Origin of the sequence: Microbacterium sp. Leaf203 (assembly GCF_001421275.1) — a bacterium.
In the GTDB taxonomy this organism is placed as follows: domain Bacteria; phylum Actinomycetota; class Actinomycetes; order Actinomycetales; family Microbacteriaceae; genus Microbacterium; species Microbacterium testaceum_A.
In genome coordinates this window covers 19552-34093 of record NZ_LMKF01000001.1, presented here as the reverse complement: position 1 = coordinate 34093, position 14542 = coordinate 19552, and the positions used below count along the sequence as shown (strand labels likewise).

The following is a 14542-nucleotide window of genomic DNA, read 5'->3' as shown; positions in this document are numbered from 1 at the left end:
GGGCTCAGGGGACGCAGTTCAGCGTGGCGACCGTGCCCGAGACGTTCGCCCACGACGTGGCGATCGCGGTGGCGAGGACCGATCCCGACGAGGACCGGGCCTGTACGTACCCCGCGGATCGCGCGTTGGCGATCGAGCGCACGGTGATGCCGGGCGAGTAGGTGCCGCAGTACGAGAACGACACCCGCGTCCCCGAGAGGCTCGATCCGCTGAAGGCGCAGACGTTGCCGTCGGCGCAGCTTCCGACCGCCCGCTCGTGCTCGGACGGGACGTCCATGGTCATGCCGAGCTCGGGCCACTCCGCGTGATGCGAGTCGATGACCACCCCGCCGGGGATCTCGGCGAGAGCCGCGGCGATGTCGGGGTGCAGATCGTCGGTCGTGGTCATTCGGAGTCCGCCTTTCTGTCGGAGACGTCCCAGAGGGTGTAGTCAGTGATCGAACCGGCCGGGAGTTTGAGGTTCGGATTGTCGGCGAGCAGTTCGGACTCGAAGCCGACGATGCGCCCGGTGTCGGCCGAGAGCAGCAGCGTCGCCTCGGAGGTGGTCAGCCCGGACGGCACCGCGGCGAGACCGACCACCGGACGACCCAGCCGATCGAACGCCGACCCGACGACCCGCAGACCCGGAGCCTGCGCGACCACCTCGAGCAGGGCCGCCTGCTGCGGACCGGTGAGCGTCCACTCGCCCAGAAGCGCCCGGGCGCCGAGCATCGCGTCGCCCGCCGTCAGCTGGTCCCCGGCGCCGGTCGAGGTGAGCACGAGAGCCCGCATCGCCTCGACGGTGGACTCGGGGGCGGTGGGGGAGAGCGGCGAGAACTGGTTCTGCACGAAGTGGAGGTCGCCGACCACGGTCCCCGGCGTCGGCTCGCCCGCGGGCACCGTGTCGCCCGCCGCGTTGGTGGCCTCGGCGGCGGTGGTCACGACCGAACCGGAGAGGTTCTCGTTCCACTGCACGTCGATCCACTCACGGCGGAACACCGTCGCCTCGGCCTCGTCGGGCGAGCCGCTGAAGTACCAGCCGAGCGACAACGATCGCCGCTCGGGGGAGGAGGGACCGGAGCCGTCCGTCAACCGTTGCTGCGCCTGCGCGATCACCTCCGACGCGTCCTCGGAGATCGAGGTGAACGCGAGCGGTTGGGGAGTGAGAGCGGATGCCGGGGAACTCGGCATCCAGAGCACTCCGGTGACGATCGCGAGGACCAGGACGACGACCGCGGCGGCCGAGCCCCAGGCGGCGTAGACGGGTCGACGGCGCGCTCGCGGAGCCGTTCTCGCGAAATCGCGAGCCCGTCGCTCGGCGGCGAGGGGGATCGGTGCGTCGAGGGGCGTCTGCGCGGGATCCAGCCGGCGCAACGCGCGCGCGAGGTCATCGTCGTTCATCGAGCACCTCCTCGGCGGGCAGGGGCCCGTCGGACAGGAGCGGGCGGAGTTTGGCTCGGACGCGATTCAGGCGCGTCCACACGGTCCCCGCGCTCGCCCCGACGACGACACCCACCTCGGCGGCCGAGAGGTCCTCCCAGTAGGTGAGCCAGAGGATCTCGCGCTCCTTCTCGGAGAGTGCGCGGATCGCGTCGACGAGTCGATCGATCATCTCGCCCTCCGACGCGTTCGAGAGGGTGCGCACCTGGTCCTCGATGTGCGTCCACAGTGCCCCCTCTCGGTCTCGTCGTCGGTATTCGTTCGCGATAAGGTTCCGCGCCGTGCGGTACAGCCACGGCAAACCGAACGGCTCTCGCGGATCGCGCTTGCGCCACGCGATCTCGAAGCATTCCATCGTGAGGTCGTCCGCGGCCTCGCGGTCCGACACGCGCCGTTCGATGAATCGCCGAACGGCGTTGTAGTGCTCACGGAAGAGCGCCACGAAATCCGCGTCGTCCGTCACCGCTGTCTTTCCTCGTGCGTGTACCGGGGCTGTGTCGGGGCGGTCGTGGACCTTACAGAGGAAGGCGAGAAAAGAATTTTCGGACGGTGTGTAAGGAAAGGTGCTCGGCGGACACGACATATGCGGGGGTGGGTGCCGACTCCGGCTTCGAGAAGGCACCCATACGCCCGTCGTCCGATGTTCGGGTCTGACGACGACGGGCGAGGGGTTGCGCCGCTTGGGGGCGGCGCAACCCCTCGGATCTTCGTCATGCGATCCAGAATGGCAGAGACGGGCAGTCCCCCGAGACGACGCCGGGGTGCTCAGTCGGGGGCGACCAGCAGATTCGTGATCCGCGCCGTCGCGACGAGGCGGTCCTGGTCGTCGACCACGCGGACGTCGTACGTGGCCAGCCGGCGACCGCGATGAGCGGGTGTGGCTGTGGCGTGGATGCGGCCCCCGGTCGCCCCGCGATGGTGCGTGATGTTCAGGTCGACGCCGACGCACACCATGCCGAGGGTCGACGCGTGGATCATGGCCGCCCACGAGCCGACGGCCTCGGAGAGCGCGGCCGTCGCGCCACCGTGCAGGCGGCCGAGGGACTGCGTATTGCCCTCGACGGGCATCCACGCGCAGACCCGGTCGGCCGACTGTTCCGTCACGGTGATGCCCAGCCGGTCGTCGAGGGCTCCGGGAACGATGGTCCAGGGCGTCATGGGTTCTCCTTCGGGCTCCCTCTTGTCGGGGGCGTGTCCCTCTGACACTATTACTGAACGCTCGGTCGGTAACAGATTCTGGTCGAGTCCTCACACCCTGCCCCACAGAACGACGGAGTTCTCATGGCCTCGCTGACCTCGGCATCCGCCCCTGCCACCGGGATGAAACGAGAGGAACGGCGCGTTCTCGCCGGCACCCTCGTAGGCACCTCGATCGAGTGGTACGACTTCTTCATCTACGCCCAGGCGGCGGGGCTCGTGCTCGCGCCGCTGTTCCTCGCGCCCCTCGCCCAGACGGACCCCGCCATCGCGCAGGTGCTGTCGTTCGCGACGATCGGCATCTCGTTCCTCTTCCGCCCGCTCGGCGCTGTCGTGGCCGGCTGGCTCGGCGACCGCCTCGGCCGTAAGAAGATGCTCGTGCTCACCCTCATCATGATGGGTGTCTCGACGGCCCTCATCGGCGTGCTGCCCACGTACGCCGCGATCGGGGTGGCAGCCCCCGTCCTCCTCATCCTCCTGCGCGTGCTGCAGGGCTTCTCGGCCGGTGGCGAGTGGGGCGGCGCGGCGCTGCTCTCGGTCGAGCACGCCCCGGTGAACCGCCGCGGCTATTTCGGTGCGTACCCGCAGATCGGTGTGCCCGTGGGCATGATCCTCGCCACCGCGACCCTGTGGATCCTCACCTCGTCGATGTCGGCCGAGGCCTTCCTCGCGTGGGGCTGGCGCGTGCCGTTCCTCTTCTCGATCGTGCTCATCGTGGTCGGATACGTCATCCGCCGCGCGGTGGAGGAGAGCCCCGTGTTCGAAGACCTCGTGCGCCGCCGCAAGGAGTCGTCGGCTCCGCTCGGCCAGCTGTTCCGCAAGAACTGGCGCCAGGTCGCCCTGACGGCATTCGTCTTCATCGGCAACAACGCCGCGGGCTACCTGCTGATCGCGTTCTTCGCGACCTACTCCGTCTCGGCGCTGGGCATGGATCGCCCGACCGTGCTGCTGGCCACGACCCTGGCATCCTTCGGCTGGCTCGGCTTCACCCTCTGGGGCGGCCGACTCTCGGACCGTCTCGGCCGCGTGCGGACCTTCCAGCTCGGCTACCTGCTGCTGGCCGTGTGGGCCGTGCCGATGTGGTTCCTCATCGACACCGCGAACATCGTCTGGTACTTCGTCGCGCTGTTCGTGATGACGCTCGGCCTCGGCCTGTCGTACGGACCGCAGGCGGCGCTGTACGCCGAGATGTTCCCCGCGAACGTGCGGTACTCGGGCGTCTCGATCGGCTACGCGCTCGGCGCGATCATGGGCGGAGCTTTCGCCCCGATGATCGCCGAGGCGCTGCTGCGCTCGACCGGCGCCTCGTGGACCATCGGTCTGTACATCGCCGTCGCCGCGCTCATCTCGCTCGGCGCCGTCTCGCTCATCAAAGAGACGAAGGGCGTCGACCTGAGGGCGTGATCCCGGATGCCGAGAGGCGGCCCTGCGCGTGGCGCGGGGCCGCCTCTTCGCGCGACGACCGTCAGGCGGTGCGCAGGCCGTCGAGGGCGATGCGCACGATGTCGGCTCCGAGACGATCGCCGTCGACGCCGCCGCCGGGACGGTACCACTCGACGACGGAGTTGATCATGCCGAACAGCAGGCGGGCGGCGACCGCGGCATCGACGTCGTCGCGCACGCTCCCCTCGGCCTGGGCTTCGGCGACGAGGCTCGTCACGCGATGGTCGAAGACGCGGCGACGCTCGAGCGCGGCCTGCTCGACGGCGCCGTTTCCCCGCACCCGCAGCAGGAGGGTCACCGCGGGGAGCTGCGCGACGAGCACGTCGGTCGCCCCCGTGAGCACGAAGCGCAGGCGATCGGACGCCGCGCCCTCGCGCGCGCCGGGCTCGTCGAGGACGGCCTCAAGACCGCCGAGTGCGGCCTCGAGGGCGACCGCCAGCAGCTCCTCCTTCGAAGAGAAGTGGTGGTAGAGCGCCGACTTGGTCAGCCCGAGGCGTTTGGCGAGGTCGGCGACGCTGGTGGCGTCGTACCCCTGCTCGTTGAACAACTGCACGGCCACGGCGAGCAGTCCCTCGCGGTCGTAACCCGGGCGACCCCGACGCGCGGGCGCGTCTTCCGTCGCACCCGAGGCGTCGGCGGTCTGCGGGGTCGTCACGGGATCGGCGGGCACGGATTCAGTGTGTCACTCCAGCAGGGCGGGGGAGTCCGCGTGCAGCAGAGCGCGCGCCGCGTTGCCGATGACCGCACTGTAGGTGGGGTACGCGAAACGCACTCCCGCGAGCGTCGACACGTCGATGCCGGCCGCCATCGCCGTGGTCACCGACTGGATGACCTCGACGGCGTTCTCGCCCACCGCGTGCGCCCCCAGCACCAACTCGCGGCGACGGTCGGCGATGAGCATGAGGAAACCGCGCTCGCGGTCGTCGATCACCGCGCGGTCGAGGTCGGCGAAGCGGACGGTCGCCACGACGCACGAGGGGTCGCGGTCTCGCGCCTGCTCTTCGGTCAAGCCGACGCCCGCGTAGTCGGGGTCGGTGAACCCGCCCGCGGGCAGCAGGTGGTGCGGGGTGCGCCGGTTGGCGCCCAGAACGGCGTTCTCGGCCGCCGCTTCGCCCTCGAACTGCGCCGCCTGGACGAGCATGTCGCGGCCGTTCGCGTCGCCGACGGCGAGGATGTGCGGAACGATCGTCCGGAAGTAGCGATCGACCGGGATGGCCGAGCGCTCCACCTCGACGCCGACGTTCTCGAGGCCGAGGTCCTCGACGTCAGCGGGCCACCCGGTCGCCATGATGACGACGTCGACGTCGACGCTCCGAGAAGAGCCCTCCTCGCGCCAGACCAGGGTGAGCGATCCGTCGGCGGCGCGATCGATGCGCTCGACCGTCTCGATCCCGGTCCGCACGTCGACGCCGTGCTCCGAGAGGGAGTCGGCGATCACCCGGGAGATGGCGGCGTCGGATGCCATGAGCACGCGCGGTGCGACATCGAGCAGGGTGACCTCGGAGCCGAAGGAGCGGAACACCGTCACCAGCTGAGCGCCCGTGTTGCCGGCGCCGATGACGGCGACGCGGCGGGGCAGCTCGGTCAGGGTGAGCACGTCCTCGGGAACGGTGGCGAGCTCGGCTCCGGGGATCGGCAGGCGACGGGAGTGCCCGCCCACGCAGACCAGGATCGACTCCGCACGGATGCGGCGGCCGCTGTCGAGCACGAGCGTGTGGTCGTCGGCGAAGCGCGCCCGGCCCTCGTGCACCAGAGCCACCCCGGCGTGCGCGAAGCGCTCGGCCTCGCGCTTGATCGAGCGCACGGCATCCACTCGCTCGTGCACCCTCGACACCACCGCCGACCAGTCGACGCGGGGCTCGTCCACGACGATGCCGTAGTCGTCCGCGGAGCGCGTCTCGCGCATGAGGCGCGCGGCCTTCGCGAGCACCCGCGTGGGAACGCAACCCGTGTTGACGCAGGTTCCGCCCACGCGGCCGGCTTCGAGGACGACCACGGAGGCACCGAGTTCCGCCGCTCGCAAGGCGGCGGCCGTGCCCGCGGGGCCCGCTCCGATCACGGCGATGTCGTAGCTGTCGGCGTCGTGGCTCACGGCGGTCCTCCCGGGGATCGAGGACCTCAGTCAATCCCGTCGCGAAGGTCGGGCCGTGGGGCTTGCGTCGCCGCTCAGAACCCCTCGTAGATCTGGGTCGCCGTCAAGCCCGTTCCCCCGAGTGCGTGGACGCCGGGGGCGGGGTGCAGCTCGAAGCTCTCTCCGTCGTGGAGGAGGACGGCGGTGTAGTCGCCCCGCGTGTCGAGCTTGAGCTCGAATCGTCCCGTGTCGATGAGGCGGAGGGTGACCACCGCCCCGCTGCGCGCCACGAAACTGACCTCTTTCTCGCGCGCGTTCGGGAGGGGGATGACCGGCTCGTCCGCCGCGGGCGTCGGCGAAGCGGGGGGAGTCTGTGCGTCGGCGTCCATCCGGCGAGTCTGTCATGCGCGGGGACCCGGGTGCCGTCGCACCCGGATCCCGGGTGTCAGCGCGCGTCGCGCCAGGAGTGCTGCGGGTCGAATCCGAGCAGGCGGCGGGCCTTGTCGATCGACAGCAGCGTGGTGTTCTCACCCAGGTCGCCGTGCGTGGCGACCCCGGGGAACACCTCGGCGACCAGCTCGGCGTTGGGGCGCGTCATGACCGTGTCGGCCGCCGCAATGATGAAGGTGTCGAAGCCCGCGGGCGCTGTCTCGAGGGCGCGTTCCACGGCCTGCGCACCATCACGCGCATCGATGTAGCCCCACAGGTTCCACTTGCGGGTGCGGGCGTCGTCGTCGAAGGGGAACTCCGCGTAGTCCTCGGGGACCATCACGTTCGAGAACCGCAGCGCGGTGATCGACAGCTCGGGGTTCCAGCGCACGAGCTCCACCGCCAGGCGCTCTTCGAGCGTCTTCACGAGCGAGTAGACCGACTCGGGTCGCGGTGCGTACTCCTCGTCGACCGGGATGTACGGGGGCGGCACGTCGAAAGGAAGACCGAGGACGGTCTCGCTCGACGCGTAGACGATCTTCTGGATGCCGAGACGTGTCGCCGCCCAGAAGACGTTGAAGGTGCTCGCCATGTTGTTGTGGAAGGTCGCGATGTCGGAGCGGATGCCGGGTGCCGGGATCGCCGCGAGATGCACGAGGGCCTCGAAACCGTCGTGCTGGTCGTTCACGGCGGTGAGGGCGTCGATGACCTGGCCGTAGTCGGTGAGGTCGACCTGGACGAAGCCCGGGCCGCGTTCTCCGCGGACGTCGAGCCCGATGACGTCGTGGCCGGCGGCACGCAGCTCGCGGGCGACGACCGAGCCGAGCTTTCCGGACGAACCGGTGAGGGCGATGCGCATGAGTGTCCTTCTGGATCGGGGATGAGCCGACAATAGCGGCGGCCTCCGACATCCATCGAGCGGGTTGACGACCCGCGACGACGACGAAGGCCCGCGGGAGCATGTCCCGCGGGCCGGGGCGACGTCAGTGGACGCGCGCCTCTTCGTCGTCGTCGTCATCGCCCGGGATGAAGACGTCGACGACGGTCACGTTGATCTCGACGGCCTTCATGCCGACGATCTCGGTGATGGCCTTCTCCACGGCCGAGCGCACGTTCGCCGCGACCTTCTGGATCCGCTCGGGGTACTCCACCTGGATCGCGATGTCGGCGGCGACCTCGGTCTCGCCGACCTCGACGCTCACGCCCTGCGCGTAGTCCTTCGCCCCGACGGCCTGGCGGATGTTGCCGATGACGCGGGCTGCTCCGCCGCCGAGGGCGTGGACACCGGGAACCTCGGCCGCGGCGATGCCGGCGACCTTGGCCACGACGGCGTCGACGATGACGGTCTTGCCGGCGTCGGTACGGGTCGCGGTGGGGAGGGAGGAGTTCTGTGCCATGAGGAAGGTCCTTTCGTCAAGATCCCGGAGCGTTCCGACCCCGAGGTGTTTCGCTATGTGGACGAGCCCGGTTCGTGAAACGTCACGATTCGAGCCTGAGTGATTGCTGACAGGAACCTCGATGCCCTCTTTGACCTCCGCCACCGACGCTTTCCTCGCGTCGCGCGCGGCCGACGGCGACCAGCTCGCCTTCGGGGTGCTGGTGCGTCGGCATGCGCCGTTCCTCGTCGCGTTCGCGACCAGGCTCACGGGCTCGCGCGCCGACGCCGACGATTGCGTGCAGGAGGCCCTCATCACGGCGTGGCGGCGTCTTCCGGATCTCACCGATCCCGAGAAGGTGCGAAGCTGGCTGACGACCATCGTGTCGCGCAAGGCCACCGACCGCTTGCGTTCGCGCAAGATCTCCGAAGAGATCGACGAGGAGATGGTTTCGGGTCGCGATGACCCGGAGCGCGCGGTTGTGGCATCTTCTCAGATGGACGCGCTCAAGAAGATCCTGGGCGAGTTGCCCGAGGACCTCCGAGTGGTGTGGGTGCTGCGCGAGGTCGGTGGGCACAGCTACGACGAGATCGCCGTCGAAGTGGGCGAGTCCGCCGCCACCGTGCGCGGGCGCCTCGCGCGAGCGAGGAAAACGGTTCTGGAACGCATGGAGGAGTGGAGGTGACCCCAATGAGCGAGACCAACGACGACATCGGCGGGTCGGGATACTCCCTCGAAGACCTCTCCGCGTACCTCGATCGCGGACGCATCCCCCGTATCCCGGCGATCGAGCGCAGCGCCGAGTGTCAGGCGATTCTGGCGTCGATGGAGCGGATGGGACGGCTCTCCCGCGAGATCGTGGAGGAGCAGGCGGCCGAGCCGATCTCGGAGTCCTGGTACGACAACATCATGCGCGAGGTCATGCGCGAGTTCCGAGCCGGCCGCGACATCCCCCTCGCGCGCACCGACGACGGGACCGAGCTGGTCGTCACCGAGGGCGCGCTGTACGAGCTGATCCGCACGGTCGGGGACGGCATCGAGGGGCTGATGGTGGGGCGAGTGCGCCTCGACCAGCCCGAACCCGATGCTCCCCTCGATGTGCGGGTCACCGTCAGCGTGCGTTTCGGACGCGCGATGAACACGGCGGTCGACGAGATGCGCGACGGCATCCGCTCGGCCATCGAACGACACGGCGACCTTCGGGTCGGACGAGTGGACGTCACCGTCGGTGACGTGCACCTCGACGAGGGGGAAGACCGATGACGACCATCTCCGCAGCGGAGCTCGCCCCGCGCATCGATCTCGCCGTGACCGCCGTCGAGGGCGTGCGGGAATGCTATTCGGCCCGCCCCGTCGTGGCCCGTGCGATCGAGCACGTGGCCGACGTCGAGGGCTCACTCGCCGAGGTCGAAGAGGCCGGCGGCGCGCGCGCCATCACCGTCTGCATCGGCGTGTCCGCCGACGACGATGCGGCCCTCGTGGCCGCCGCCGTCGCGACGGCGGCGCGGGGCGCGGGCGACGACGAGGTCCCGTCCTCGGTCCGCGTCCGCGTGGCGCGACTGGTCGCACCCCGCTCCTGAGGCGTCTCTCGGCCGAGGGGGCGGCGAACCGGCTTACGCTGGAAGCACCGCCCACTCGTCCCCGGAGGCCGAATGTCCACGCCGCCCGTCATCGCCGTCACCGGATCCACCGGAGCTGTGGGGGGTCGGGTCGCACGAGACCTCGCCGCCCGTGGCATCCCGCAGCGTCTCGTCGTGCGCGACGCGTCCCGTGCGCCGTCGCTCGAGGGAGCCGAGGTGCACGTCGCGCGCTATTCCGACGCGGATGCCGCCCGCACGGCCCTGCGGGGAGTCGACACGTTGTTCATGGTGTCGGCGTCGGAGACCGCCGATCGCGTCGAGCACCACCGCACCTTCGTCGAGGCCGCCGCGGAGGCGGGCGTGCGCTCGATCGTCTACACCTCGTTCTTCGCCGCCGCCCCGGACGCGGTCTTCACCCTGGGGCGCGACCACGCCGCCACCGAGGAGATCATCCGCGGATCGGGGATGCGCTGGACGTTCCTGCGCGACAACTTCTACATGGACATGATGGAGCTCTTCGCCGGCGACGACGGCGTCATCCGCGGTCCCGCGGGCGACGGGCGGTGTTCGCTCGTCTCGCGCGCCGATGTCGCCGCCACGGCGGTCGCGGTTCTGCTCGATCCGGCCGCGCACGCCGACGTGACGTACGACCTGACGGGGCCCGAGGCGTTGACCATGACCGAGGTCGCCGAGAAGATCTCGGCGGTCCGCGGCCACCGCGTGCGCTTCGTCGACGAGACGGTCGAAGAGGCGTACGCCTCGCGGGCCGCTTACGGCGCCCCGCGCTGGCAGGTCGACGCGTGGGTGAGCACCTACACGTCGATCGCGAGCGGCGACCAAGCCGCCGTCTCGGGCGATGTCGAACGCGTCACCGGCCGCCCCGCCCAGAGTTTCGAGGAGTTTCTCGGCGCCGTGTCGTGACGCCAGCTCCTCGGGTATGCTCACGGCGTGCTGACCTGTCGCTGTTGTCGCTGAACGCCCCCGCGTTCTTTTTCGACGACCCCGTCAGCCGCGCCCGCCCCGGGCGCACCAACCTCCAGGACTCCATCGTGCGTTACGCCCAGAGCGTCGCCGACCTCGTCGGCAACACCCCCCTCGTCCGTCTCTCCCGCGTCACCGACGGCATCGCCGCCACGGTTGTCGCGAAGATCGAGTACTTCAACCCCGGCGGCTCGGCCAAAGACCGCATCGCTGCGAACATCGTCGACGCCGCCGAGCGTGACGGCCTGCTGCAGCCCGGGGGCGTGATCGTCGAGCCCACCAGCGGCAACACCGGCGTCGGCCTCGCCCTCATCGCGCAGCAGCGCGGGTACCGCTGCGTCTTCGTCGTGCCCGACAAGGTCGCCGAGGACAAGAGGGCGGTGCTGCGGGCTTACGGCGCCGAGGTCGTCGTGACACCGACGAACGTCGAGCCCCACGATCCGAACTCGTACTACAGCGTGTCGGACCGGCTCGTTCGCGAGATCCCCGGCGCCTTCAAACCCAACCAGTACGCCAACCCGAACGGCCCGCGCAGCCACTACGAGACCACCGGTCCCGAGATCTGGCGCGACACCGAGGGGAAGGTGACCCACTTCGTCGCCGGCGTCGGCACGGGCGGCACGATCACCGGCACCGGCCGGTACCTCCGCGAGGTCGCCGGGTCGGCGGTGCGCATCGTCGGGGTCGACCCCGAGGGCTCGATCTACTCGGGCGACGACATCCACGGCTACGACGTCGAGGGCGTCGGTGAGGACTTCTGGCCCGCGGCCTTCGACCCGACCCTCGTCGACGGCTACGAGCGCGTCTCCGACGCCGAGTCGTTCGCGATGACCCGCCGCCTCGCTCGCGAAGAGGGGCTGCTCGTCGGCGGCTCCAGCGGCATGGCGGTCGTCGGTGCCCTGCGTGTCGCGCGGGAGCTGCCGGCCGATGCCGTGGTCGTCGTGGTCCTGCCCGACCACGGTCGCGGCTACCTCAGCAAGATCTTCGACGACGACTGGATGATCGAGCGCGGCTACGACGTTGCACCCGTGGCATCCCTTCTTCCGACCCCTTCCGAGGAGCACCCCGCATGAGCACCCACGACGCCGCCCGCGGCTTCGACAGCCTCGCCGTCCACGCCGGTCAAGAGCCCGACGAGAGCACGGGGGCGGTCATCCCGCCGATCCACGTCTCGACGACGTACGCGCAGGACGGCATCGGAGGGCTCCGCGGCGGCTACGAGTACGGCCGCAGCGGCAATCCCACGCGGACCGCGCTCGAGACGCAGATCGCCGCCCTCGAGGGCGGGGCGCGCGCGTTGTCGTTCGCCTCGGGCCTGGCCGGTGAGGACGCGCTGCTGCGCGCCGCGCTCCAGCCCGGTGACGAGGTGCTGCTCGGCAACGACGTGTACGGCGGCACCTATCGTCTGCTGGCTCGCGTCCTGGGCCCGTGGGGTGTGAAGCTGCGCGTGGTCGACATGAGCGATCTGGATGCCGTGGCATCCGCGATCGAAGAGCGTGCGCCGCGCATGGTCTGGGTCGAGACGCCCAGCAACCCGATGCTGCGCATCACCGACATCGCCGGCCTCGCCGCCCTCGGCCACGCCGCGGGTGCCGTCGTCGTGGTGGACAACACCTTCGCCTCGCCGGCTCTGCAGCGTCCGCTGTCGCTCGGCGCCGACGTCGTCGTGCACTCGGCGACGAAGTACCTGGGCGGCCACAGCGACGTCGTCGGGGGAGCGCTCGCGTTCGCCGACGCCGACCTCGCCGAGAAGGTGAAGTTCCTGCAGTTCGCCGCGGGCGCGGTGTCGGGTCCCTTCGACGCCTACCTCACCACGCGCGGCATCAAGACGCTCGCGGTGCGCATGCAGCGGCACAGCTCGAACGCGCAGGCGGTGGCCGAGCACCTGCTCGCCCACGACCGCGTGGCGAAGGTCTACTACCCGGGTCTGCCCTCGCACCCCGGTCACGAGCTGGCGGCGCGGCAGATGAGCGGGTTCGGCGGCATCGTGTCGCTCGAGCTCGCCGACGGCGCGGCCGCCCGCCGCTTCGCGGAGTCGACGCGCCTGTTCACCCTCGCCGAGTCGCTGGGAGGGGTGGAGTCGCTCGTGAACTACCCGGATGCCATGACCCACGCCTCCGTCCGCGGCACCGAACTCGCGGTGCCCGAGACCATCGTGCGCCTGTCGGTCGGCATCGAATCGGTCGACGACCTGGTCGCCGACGTGGACCAGGCGCTCGCGGCTCTCTGAGCCCCACTCCCGATACGACGAGCCCGGCCCCCGCACATGCGGGGGCCGGGCTCGTTCGTTTGTGAGGGGGGCGGGTCAGCGCTCGGCGCGAGCCAGGTTCTGCTCGAGCTCTTCGCGGTTCTGACGCACGACGTACGCGGGCTGGTCGCGCTCGACGCGCCAGCTCTCGCTGAGGGGTCCGACGTTGACGGTGTCGAAGCCGAACTCGTCGTAGATGCGCGTCACCAGGGCGACGGCCTCGTCGGAGTCGCTCGAGGTCGCCAGAGCCCGACGGTTCTCGGTACCGGCGGGGGCGCCGTCGGTGAGGATGTCGGCGGCGGGGATGTGGTTGAACGCCTTCACCACGACCGACTCGGGAAGGTGCTCCTGAAGCATCTGCGAGGTGGTCGTCTTCTTCTCGTCGAGCTCGGCGATTTGGCCGTCGCGCTCGAAGTAGTAGTTGTTCGTGTCGAGAACGGTCTTGCCCACGAGGGGGGCCACGGGCACGGAGTCGATCGCCTTCAACGGCACCGTCACCACGACGATGTCTCCGGCCTCGGCGGCCTCCTGAGCCGTCGCCGCGCGCGCCTTGTCGCCGACCTCGGCGACGAGGTCGCTCAGCGTCTCGGGGCCTCGCGAGTTGGCGATGACCACGTCGTAACCGTGATCCGCGAAGCCCTTCGCCAGGGCCGAACCGATGTTGCCTGCTCCGATGATTCCTACAGTCGTCATGGAGGGGAGAACCGCGGCATCCGGTGGCTCATTCCCGGGAGCGGTACCAAACCTTCAGCGGCCTAAATATTTAGCACTACTAGTAATCAGTGTCAACCGGTCGGGTTCGTGGACGGCGTCCGTTTATCGTCATTCCTGTCGCACCCTCACGCGAGTGGTCGCAGTCCGGTGTTCGGGTCACCGTCCTGCTTGACCTGTGAGGGCGACGGCCCCCGGTGGACGCGGCTTCGGACCACCGGGGGCCGCTTTCGTTTCCGGGCGAGTCACCTCGTCGGGGCGTCGCGCGGACGGTGGAAGACTGGATGCCGTGACCTTCGAGACCCGCCCCGCGCGCTCAGCCCGCTTCTTCCTCGTCTGCATCGGTGTCGGTCTTCTCGCCGGTCTCATGTCGGGCCTGTTCGGCGTCGGGGGCGGAACCGTCATCGTGCCGCTCCTGGTGCTGCTACTCGGCTTCGACCAGCGTCTCGGGGCGGGCACCTCGCTCGCGGCGATCGTGCCCACGGCATCCGTCGGCGTCATCACCTACGCGATCGACGGGCACGTCGCGTGGCTCCCCGCGTTGATCCTGGCCGCCTTCGCGGTGGTCGGCGCCCAGATCGGCACGTGGCTGCTCCCGAAGCTGTCGCAGACCGCGCTGCGCTGGGCGTTCGTGGCGTTCCTCATCGTGGTGATGGTGAGTCTGTTCTTCGTCATCCCCTCGCGCGACGCCGAACTCGAGCTCACCTGGATCACCGGACCGGGGCTTGCGCTGCTGGGGGTGATCACCGGAACCCTGGCGGGTCTGCTCGGCGTGGGCGGCGGCATCATCGTCGTCCCCGCCCTGCTGCTGCTGTTCGGCACGAGCGACCTCATCGCCAAGGGCACCTCGCTGCTCATGATGATCCCCACGGCGATCTCGGGGACCGTCGGAAACCTGCGCCGCTCGAACGTCGACATCCGTGCCGCCCTGTGCATCGGGATCGCCGCGTGCCTCACTACCCCGGTGGGCGCCCTCATCGCGAAGTTCGTCGATCCGTTCGTGGGCAACGTGCTGTTCGCGATCTTCCTCGTCTTCATCGCCTCGCAGATGGCGGTCAAGGCGGTTCGCGGGCGTCACCAGCGCTGA

General features: G+C 69.9%; 18 protein-coding genes. 8 read left to right on the top strand and 10 right to left on the bottom strand.

The window, feature by feature from the left end; all coding sequences use genetic code 11:
- Positions 1 to 4: 4 nt before the first annotated feature.
- The 4 genes from ASE56_RS00175 to ASE56_RS00160 form a co-directional block, all read right to left on the bottom strand.
- Positions 5 to 388 (bottom strand): hypothetical protein, encoded by a 384-nt coding sequence (locus tag ASE56_RS00175; RefSeq protein WP_056223884.1) that lies wholly within the window; start codon positions 386 to 388, stop codon positions 5 to 7.
- On the bottom strand, positions 385 to 1380 hold the full coding sequence (locus ASE56_RS00170) for a hypothetical protein (RefSeq protein WP_056223882.1): 996 nt from the start codon (positions 1378 to 1380) through the stop codon (positions 385 to 387). Before ASE56_RS00170 ends, ASE56_RS00175 begins: the two co-directional genes overlap by 4 nt.
- Positions 1367 to 1882, bottom strand: a complete 516-nt coding sequence (locus ASE56_RS00165) for an RNA polymerase sigma factor (protein ID WP_056223880.1) — start codon at positions 1880 to 1882, stop codon at positions 1367 to 1369. Before ASE56_RS00165 ends, ASE56_RS00170 begins: the two co-directional genes overlap by 14 nt.
- 302 nt (positions 1883 to 2184) lie before the next feature.
- Positions 2185 to 2577 (bottom strand): PaaI family thioesterase, encoded by a 393-nt coding sequence (locus tag ASE56_RS00160; protein WP_056223878.1) that lies wholly within the window; start codon positions 2575 to 2577, stop codon positions 2185 to 2187.
- Between the two features lie 123 nt (positions 2578 to 2700).
- On the opposite strand from ASE56_RS00160, the gene ASE56_RS00155 reads away from it, so the two are divergent.
- On the top strand, positions 2701 to 4020 hold the full coding sequence (locus ASE56_RS00155) for an MFS transporter (protein ID WP_056223876.1): 1320 nt from the start codon (positions 2701 to 2703) through the stop codon (positions 4018 to 4020).
- Positions 4021 to 4081: 61 nt separating this feature from the next.
- On the opposite strand, the gene ASE56_RS00150 is transcribed toward ASE56_RS00155, so the two are convergent.
- From ASE56_RS00150 to ASE56_RS00130, 5 genes are all read right to left on the bottom strand, one after another.
- Positions 4082 to 4729 carry a TetR/AcrR family transcriptional regulator gene (locus ASE56_RS00150; protein ID WP_235556875.1) on the bottom strand — a complete coding sequence of 216 codons (648 nt, stop codon included), beginning with the start codon at positions 4727 to 4729 and terminating at the stop codon, positions 4082 to 4084.
- A gap of 12 nt (positions 4730 to 4741) precedes the next feature.
- Positions 4742 to 6151 (bottom strand): NAD(P)/FAD-dependent oxidoreductase, encoded by a 1410-nt coding sequence (locus ASE56_RS00145; RefSeq protein WP_081349776.1) that lies wholly within the window; start codon positions 6149 to 6151, stop codon positions 4742 to 4744.
- Positions 6152 to 6225: 74 nt separating this feature from the next.
- Complete coding sequence (locus tag ASE56_RS00140) at positions 6226 to 6519, bottom strand: hypothetical protein (protein WP_056223872.1); 294 nt, start codon at positions 6517 to 6519, stop codon at positions 6226 to 6228.
- Between the two features lie 56 nt (positions 6520 to 6575).
- The gene (locus ASE56_RS00135) at positions 6576 to 7418 is read right to left on the bottom strand and encodes an NAD(P)-dependent oxidoreductase (RefSeq protein ID WP_056223870.1); all 843 of its coding nucleotides are present in this window, start codon (positions 7416 to 7418) and stop codon (positions 6576 to 6578) included.
- Between the two features lie 124 nt (positions 7419 to 7542).
- The gene (locus tag ASE56_RS00130) at positions 7543 to 7956 is read right to left on the bottom strand and encodes an Asp23/Gls24 family envelope stress response protein (protein ID WP_056223868.1); all 414 of its coding nucleotides are present in this window, start codon (positions 7954 to 7956) and stop codon (positions 7543 to 7545) included.
- Positions 7957 to 8077: 121 nt separating this feature from the next.
- On the opposite strand from ASE56_RS00130, the gene ASE56_RS00125 reads away from it, so the two are divergent.
- The 6 genes from ASE56_RS00125 to ASE56_RS00100 all read left to right on the top strand — a co-directional run bounded on the left by ASE56_RS00125 (position 8078) and on the right by ASE56_RS00100 (position 12726).
- Entirely contained in the window at positions 8078 to 8620 is a 543-nt protein-coding gene (locus tag ASE56_RS00125) for an RNA polymerase sigma factor (RefSeq protein ID WP_056223866.1), read from the top strand.
- Between the two features lie 5 nt (positions 8621 to 8625).
- Positions 8626 to 9198: a hypothetical protein gene (locus ASE56_RS00120; RefSeq protein ID WP_056223865.1), complete on the top strand. Its 573-nt coding sequence runs from the start codon at positions 8626 to 8628 to the stop codon at positions 9196 to 9198.
- Complete coding sequence (locus ASE56_RS00115) at positions 9195 to 9515, top strand: hypothetical protein (RefSeq protein ID WP_056223863.1); 321 nt, start codon at positions 9195 to 9197, stop codon at positions 9513 to 9515. Before ASE56_RS00120 ends, ASE56_RS00115 begins: the two co-directional genes overlap by 4 nt.
- A gap of 72 nt (positions 9516 to 9587) precedes the next feature.
- On the top strand, positions 9588 to 10436 hold the full coding sequence (locus tag ASE56_RS00110) for an SDR family oxidoreductase (RefSeq protein WP_056223861.1): 849 nt from the start codon (positions 9588 to 9590) through the stop codon (positions 10434 to 10436).
- 44 nt (positions 10437 to 10480) lie between these two features.
- Positions 10481 to 11569, top strand: a complete 1089-nt coding sequence (locus ASE56_RS00105) for a pyridoxal-phosphate dependent enzyme (RefSeq protein ID WP_235556874.1) — start codon at positions 10481 to 10483, stop codon at positions 11567 to 11569.
- Positions 11566 to 12726, top strand: coding sequence for a cystathionine gamma-synthase (locus ASE56_RS00100; protein WP_056223859.1), 1161 nt, complete (start codon positions 11566 to 11568; stop codon positions 12724 to 12726). Before ASE56_RS00105 ends, ASE56_RS00100 begins: the two co-directional genes overlap by 4 nt.
- A 75-nt stretch (positions 12727 to 12801) precedes the next feature.
- On the opposite strand, the gene ASE56_RS00095 is transcribed toward ASE56_RS00100, so the two are convergent.
- Entirely contained in the window at positions 12802 to 13437 is a 636-nt protein-coding gene (locus tag ASE56_RS00095; protein ID WP_056223857.1) for an NADPH-dependent F420 reductase, read from the bottom strand.
- Positions 13438 to 13744: 307 nt separating this feature from the next.
- Here ASE56_RS00095 and ASE56_RS00090 point away from each other — a divergent pair, with 307 nt between their 5' ends.
- Positions 13745 to 14542, top strand: coding sequence for a sulfite exporter TauE/SafE family protein (locus ASE56_RS00090; protein ID WP_056223855.1), 798 nt, complete (start codon positions 13745 to 13747; stop codon positions 14540 to 14542).

Coding starts and splice junctions, on each gene's coding strand:
- ASE56_RS00100 (WP_056223859.1), top strand. CDS start 11,566: ATGAGCACCCACGACGCCGCCCGCGGCTTCGACAGCCTCGCCGTCCAC.
- ASE56_RS00135 (WP_056223870.1), bottom strand. CDS start 7,418: ATGCGCATCGCCCTCACCGGTTCGTCCGGAAAGCTCGGCTCGGTCGTC.
- ASE56_RS00095 (WP_056223857.1), bottom strand. CDS start 13,437: ATGACGACTGTAGGAATCATCGGAGCAGGCAACATCGGTTCGGCCCTG.
- ASE56_RS00140 (WP_056223872.1), bottom strand. CDS start 6,519: ATGGACGCCGACGCACAGACTCCCCCCGCTTCGCCGACGCCCGCGGCG.
- ASE56_RS00130 (WP_056223868.1), bottom strand. CDS start 7,956: ATGGCACAGAACTCCTCCCTCCCCACCGCGACCCGTACCGACGCCGGC.
- ASE56_RS00120 (WP_056223865.1), top strand. CDS start 8,626: ATGAGCGAGACCAACGACGACATCGGCGGGTCGGGATACTCCCTCGAA.
- ASE56_RS00170 (WP_056223882.1), bottom strand. CDS start 1,380: ATGAACGACGATGACCTCGCGCGCGCGTTGCGCCGGCTGGATCCCGCG.
- ASE56_RS00110 (WP_056223861.1), top strand. CDS start 9,588: ATGTCCACGCCGCCCGTCATCGCCGTCACCGGATCCACCGGAGCTGTG.
- ASE56_RS00155 (WP_056223876.1), top strand. CDS start 2,701: ATGGCCTCGCTGACCTCGGCATCCGCCCCTGCCACCGGGATGAAACGA.
- ASE56_RS00160 (WP_056223878.1), bottom strand. CDS start 2,577: ATGACGCCCTGGACCATCGTTCCCGGAGCCCTCGACGACCGGCTGGGC.
- ASE56_RS00125 (WP_056223866.1), top strand. CDS start 8,078: ATGCCCTCTTTGACCTCCGCCACCGACGCTTTCCTCGCGTCGCGCGCG.
- ASE56_RS00115 (WP_056223863.1), top strand. CDS start 9,195: ATGACGACCATCTCCGCAGCGGAGCTCGCCCCGCGCATCGATCTCGCC.
- ASE56_RS00175 (WP_056223884.1), bottom strand. CDS start 388: ATGACCACGACCGACGATCTGCACCCCGACATCGCCGCGGCTCTCGCC.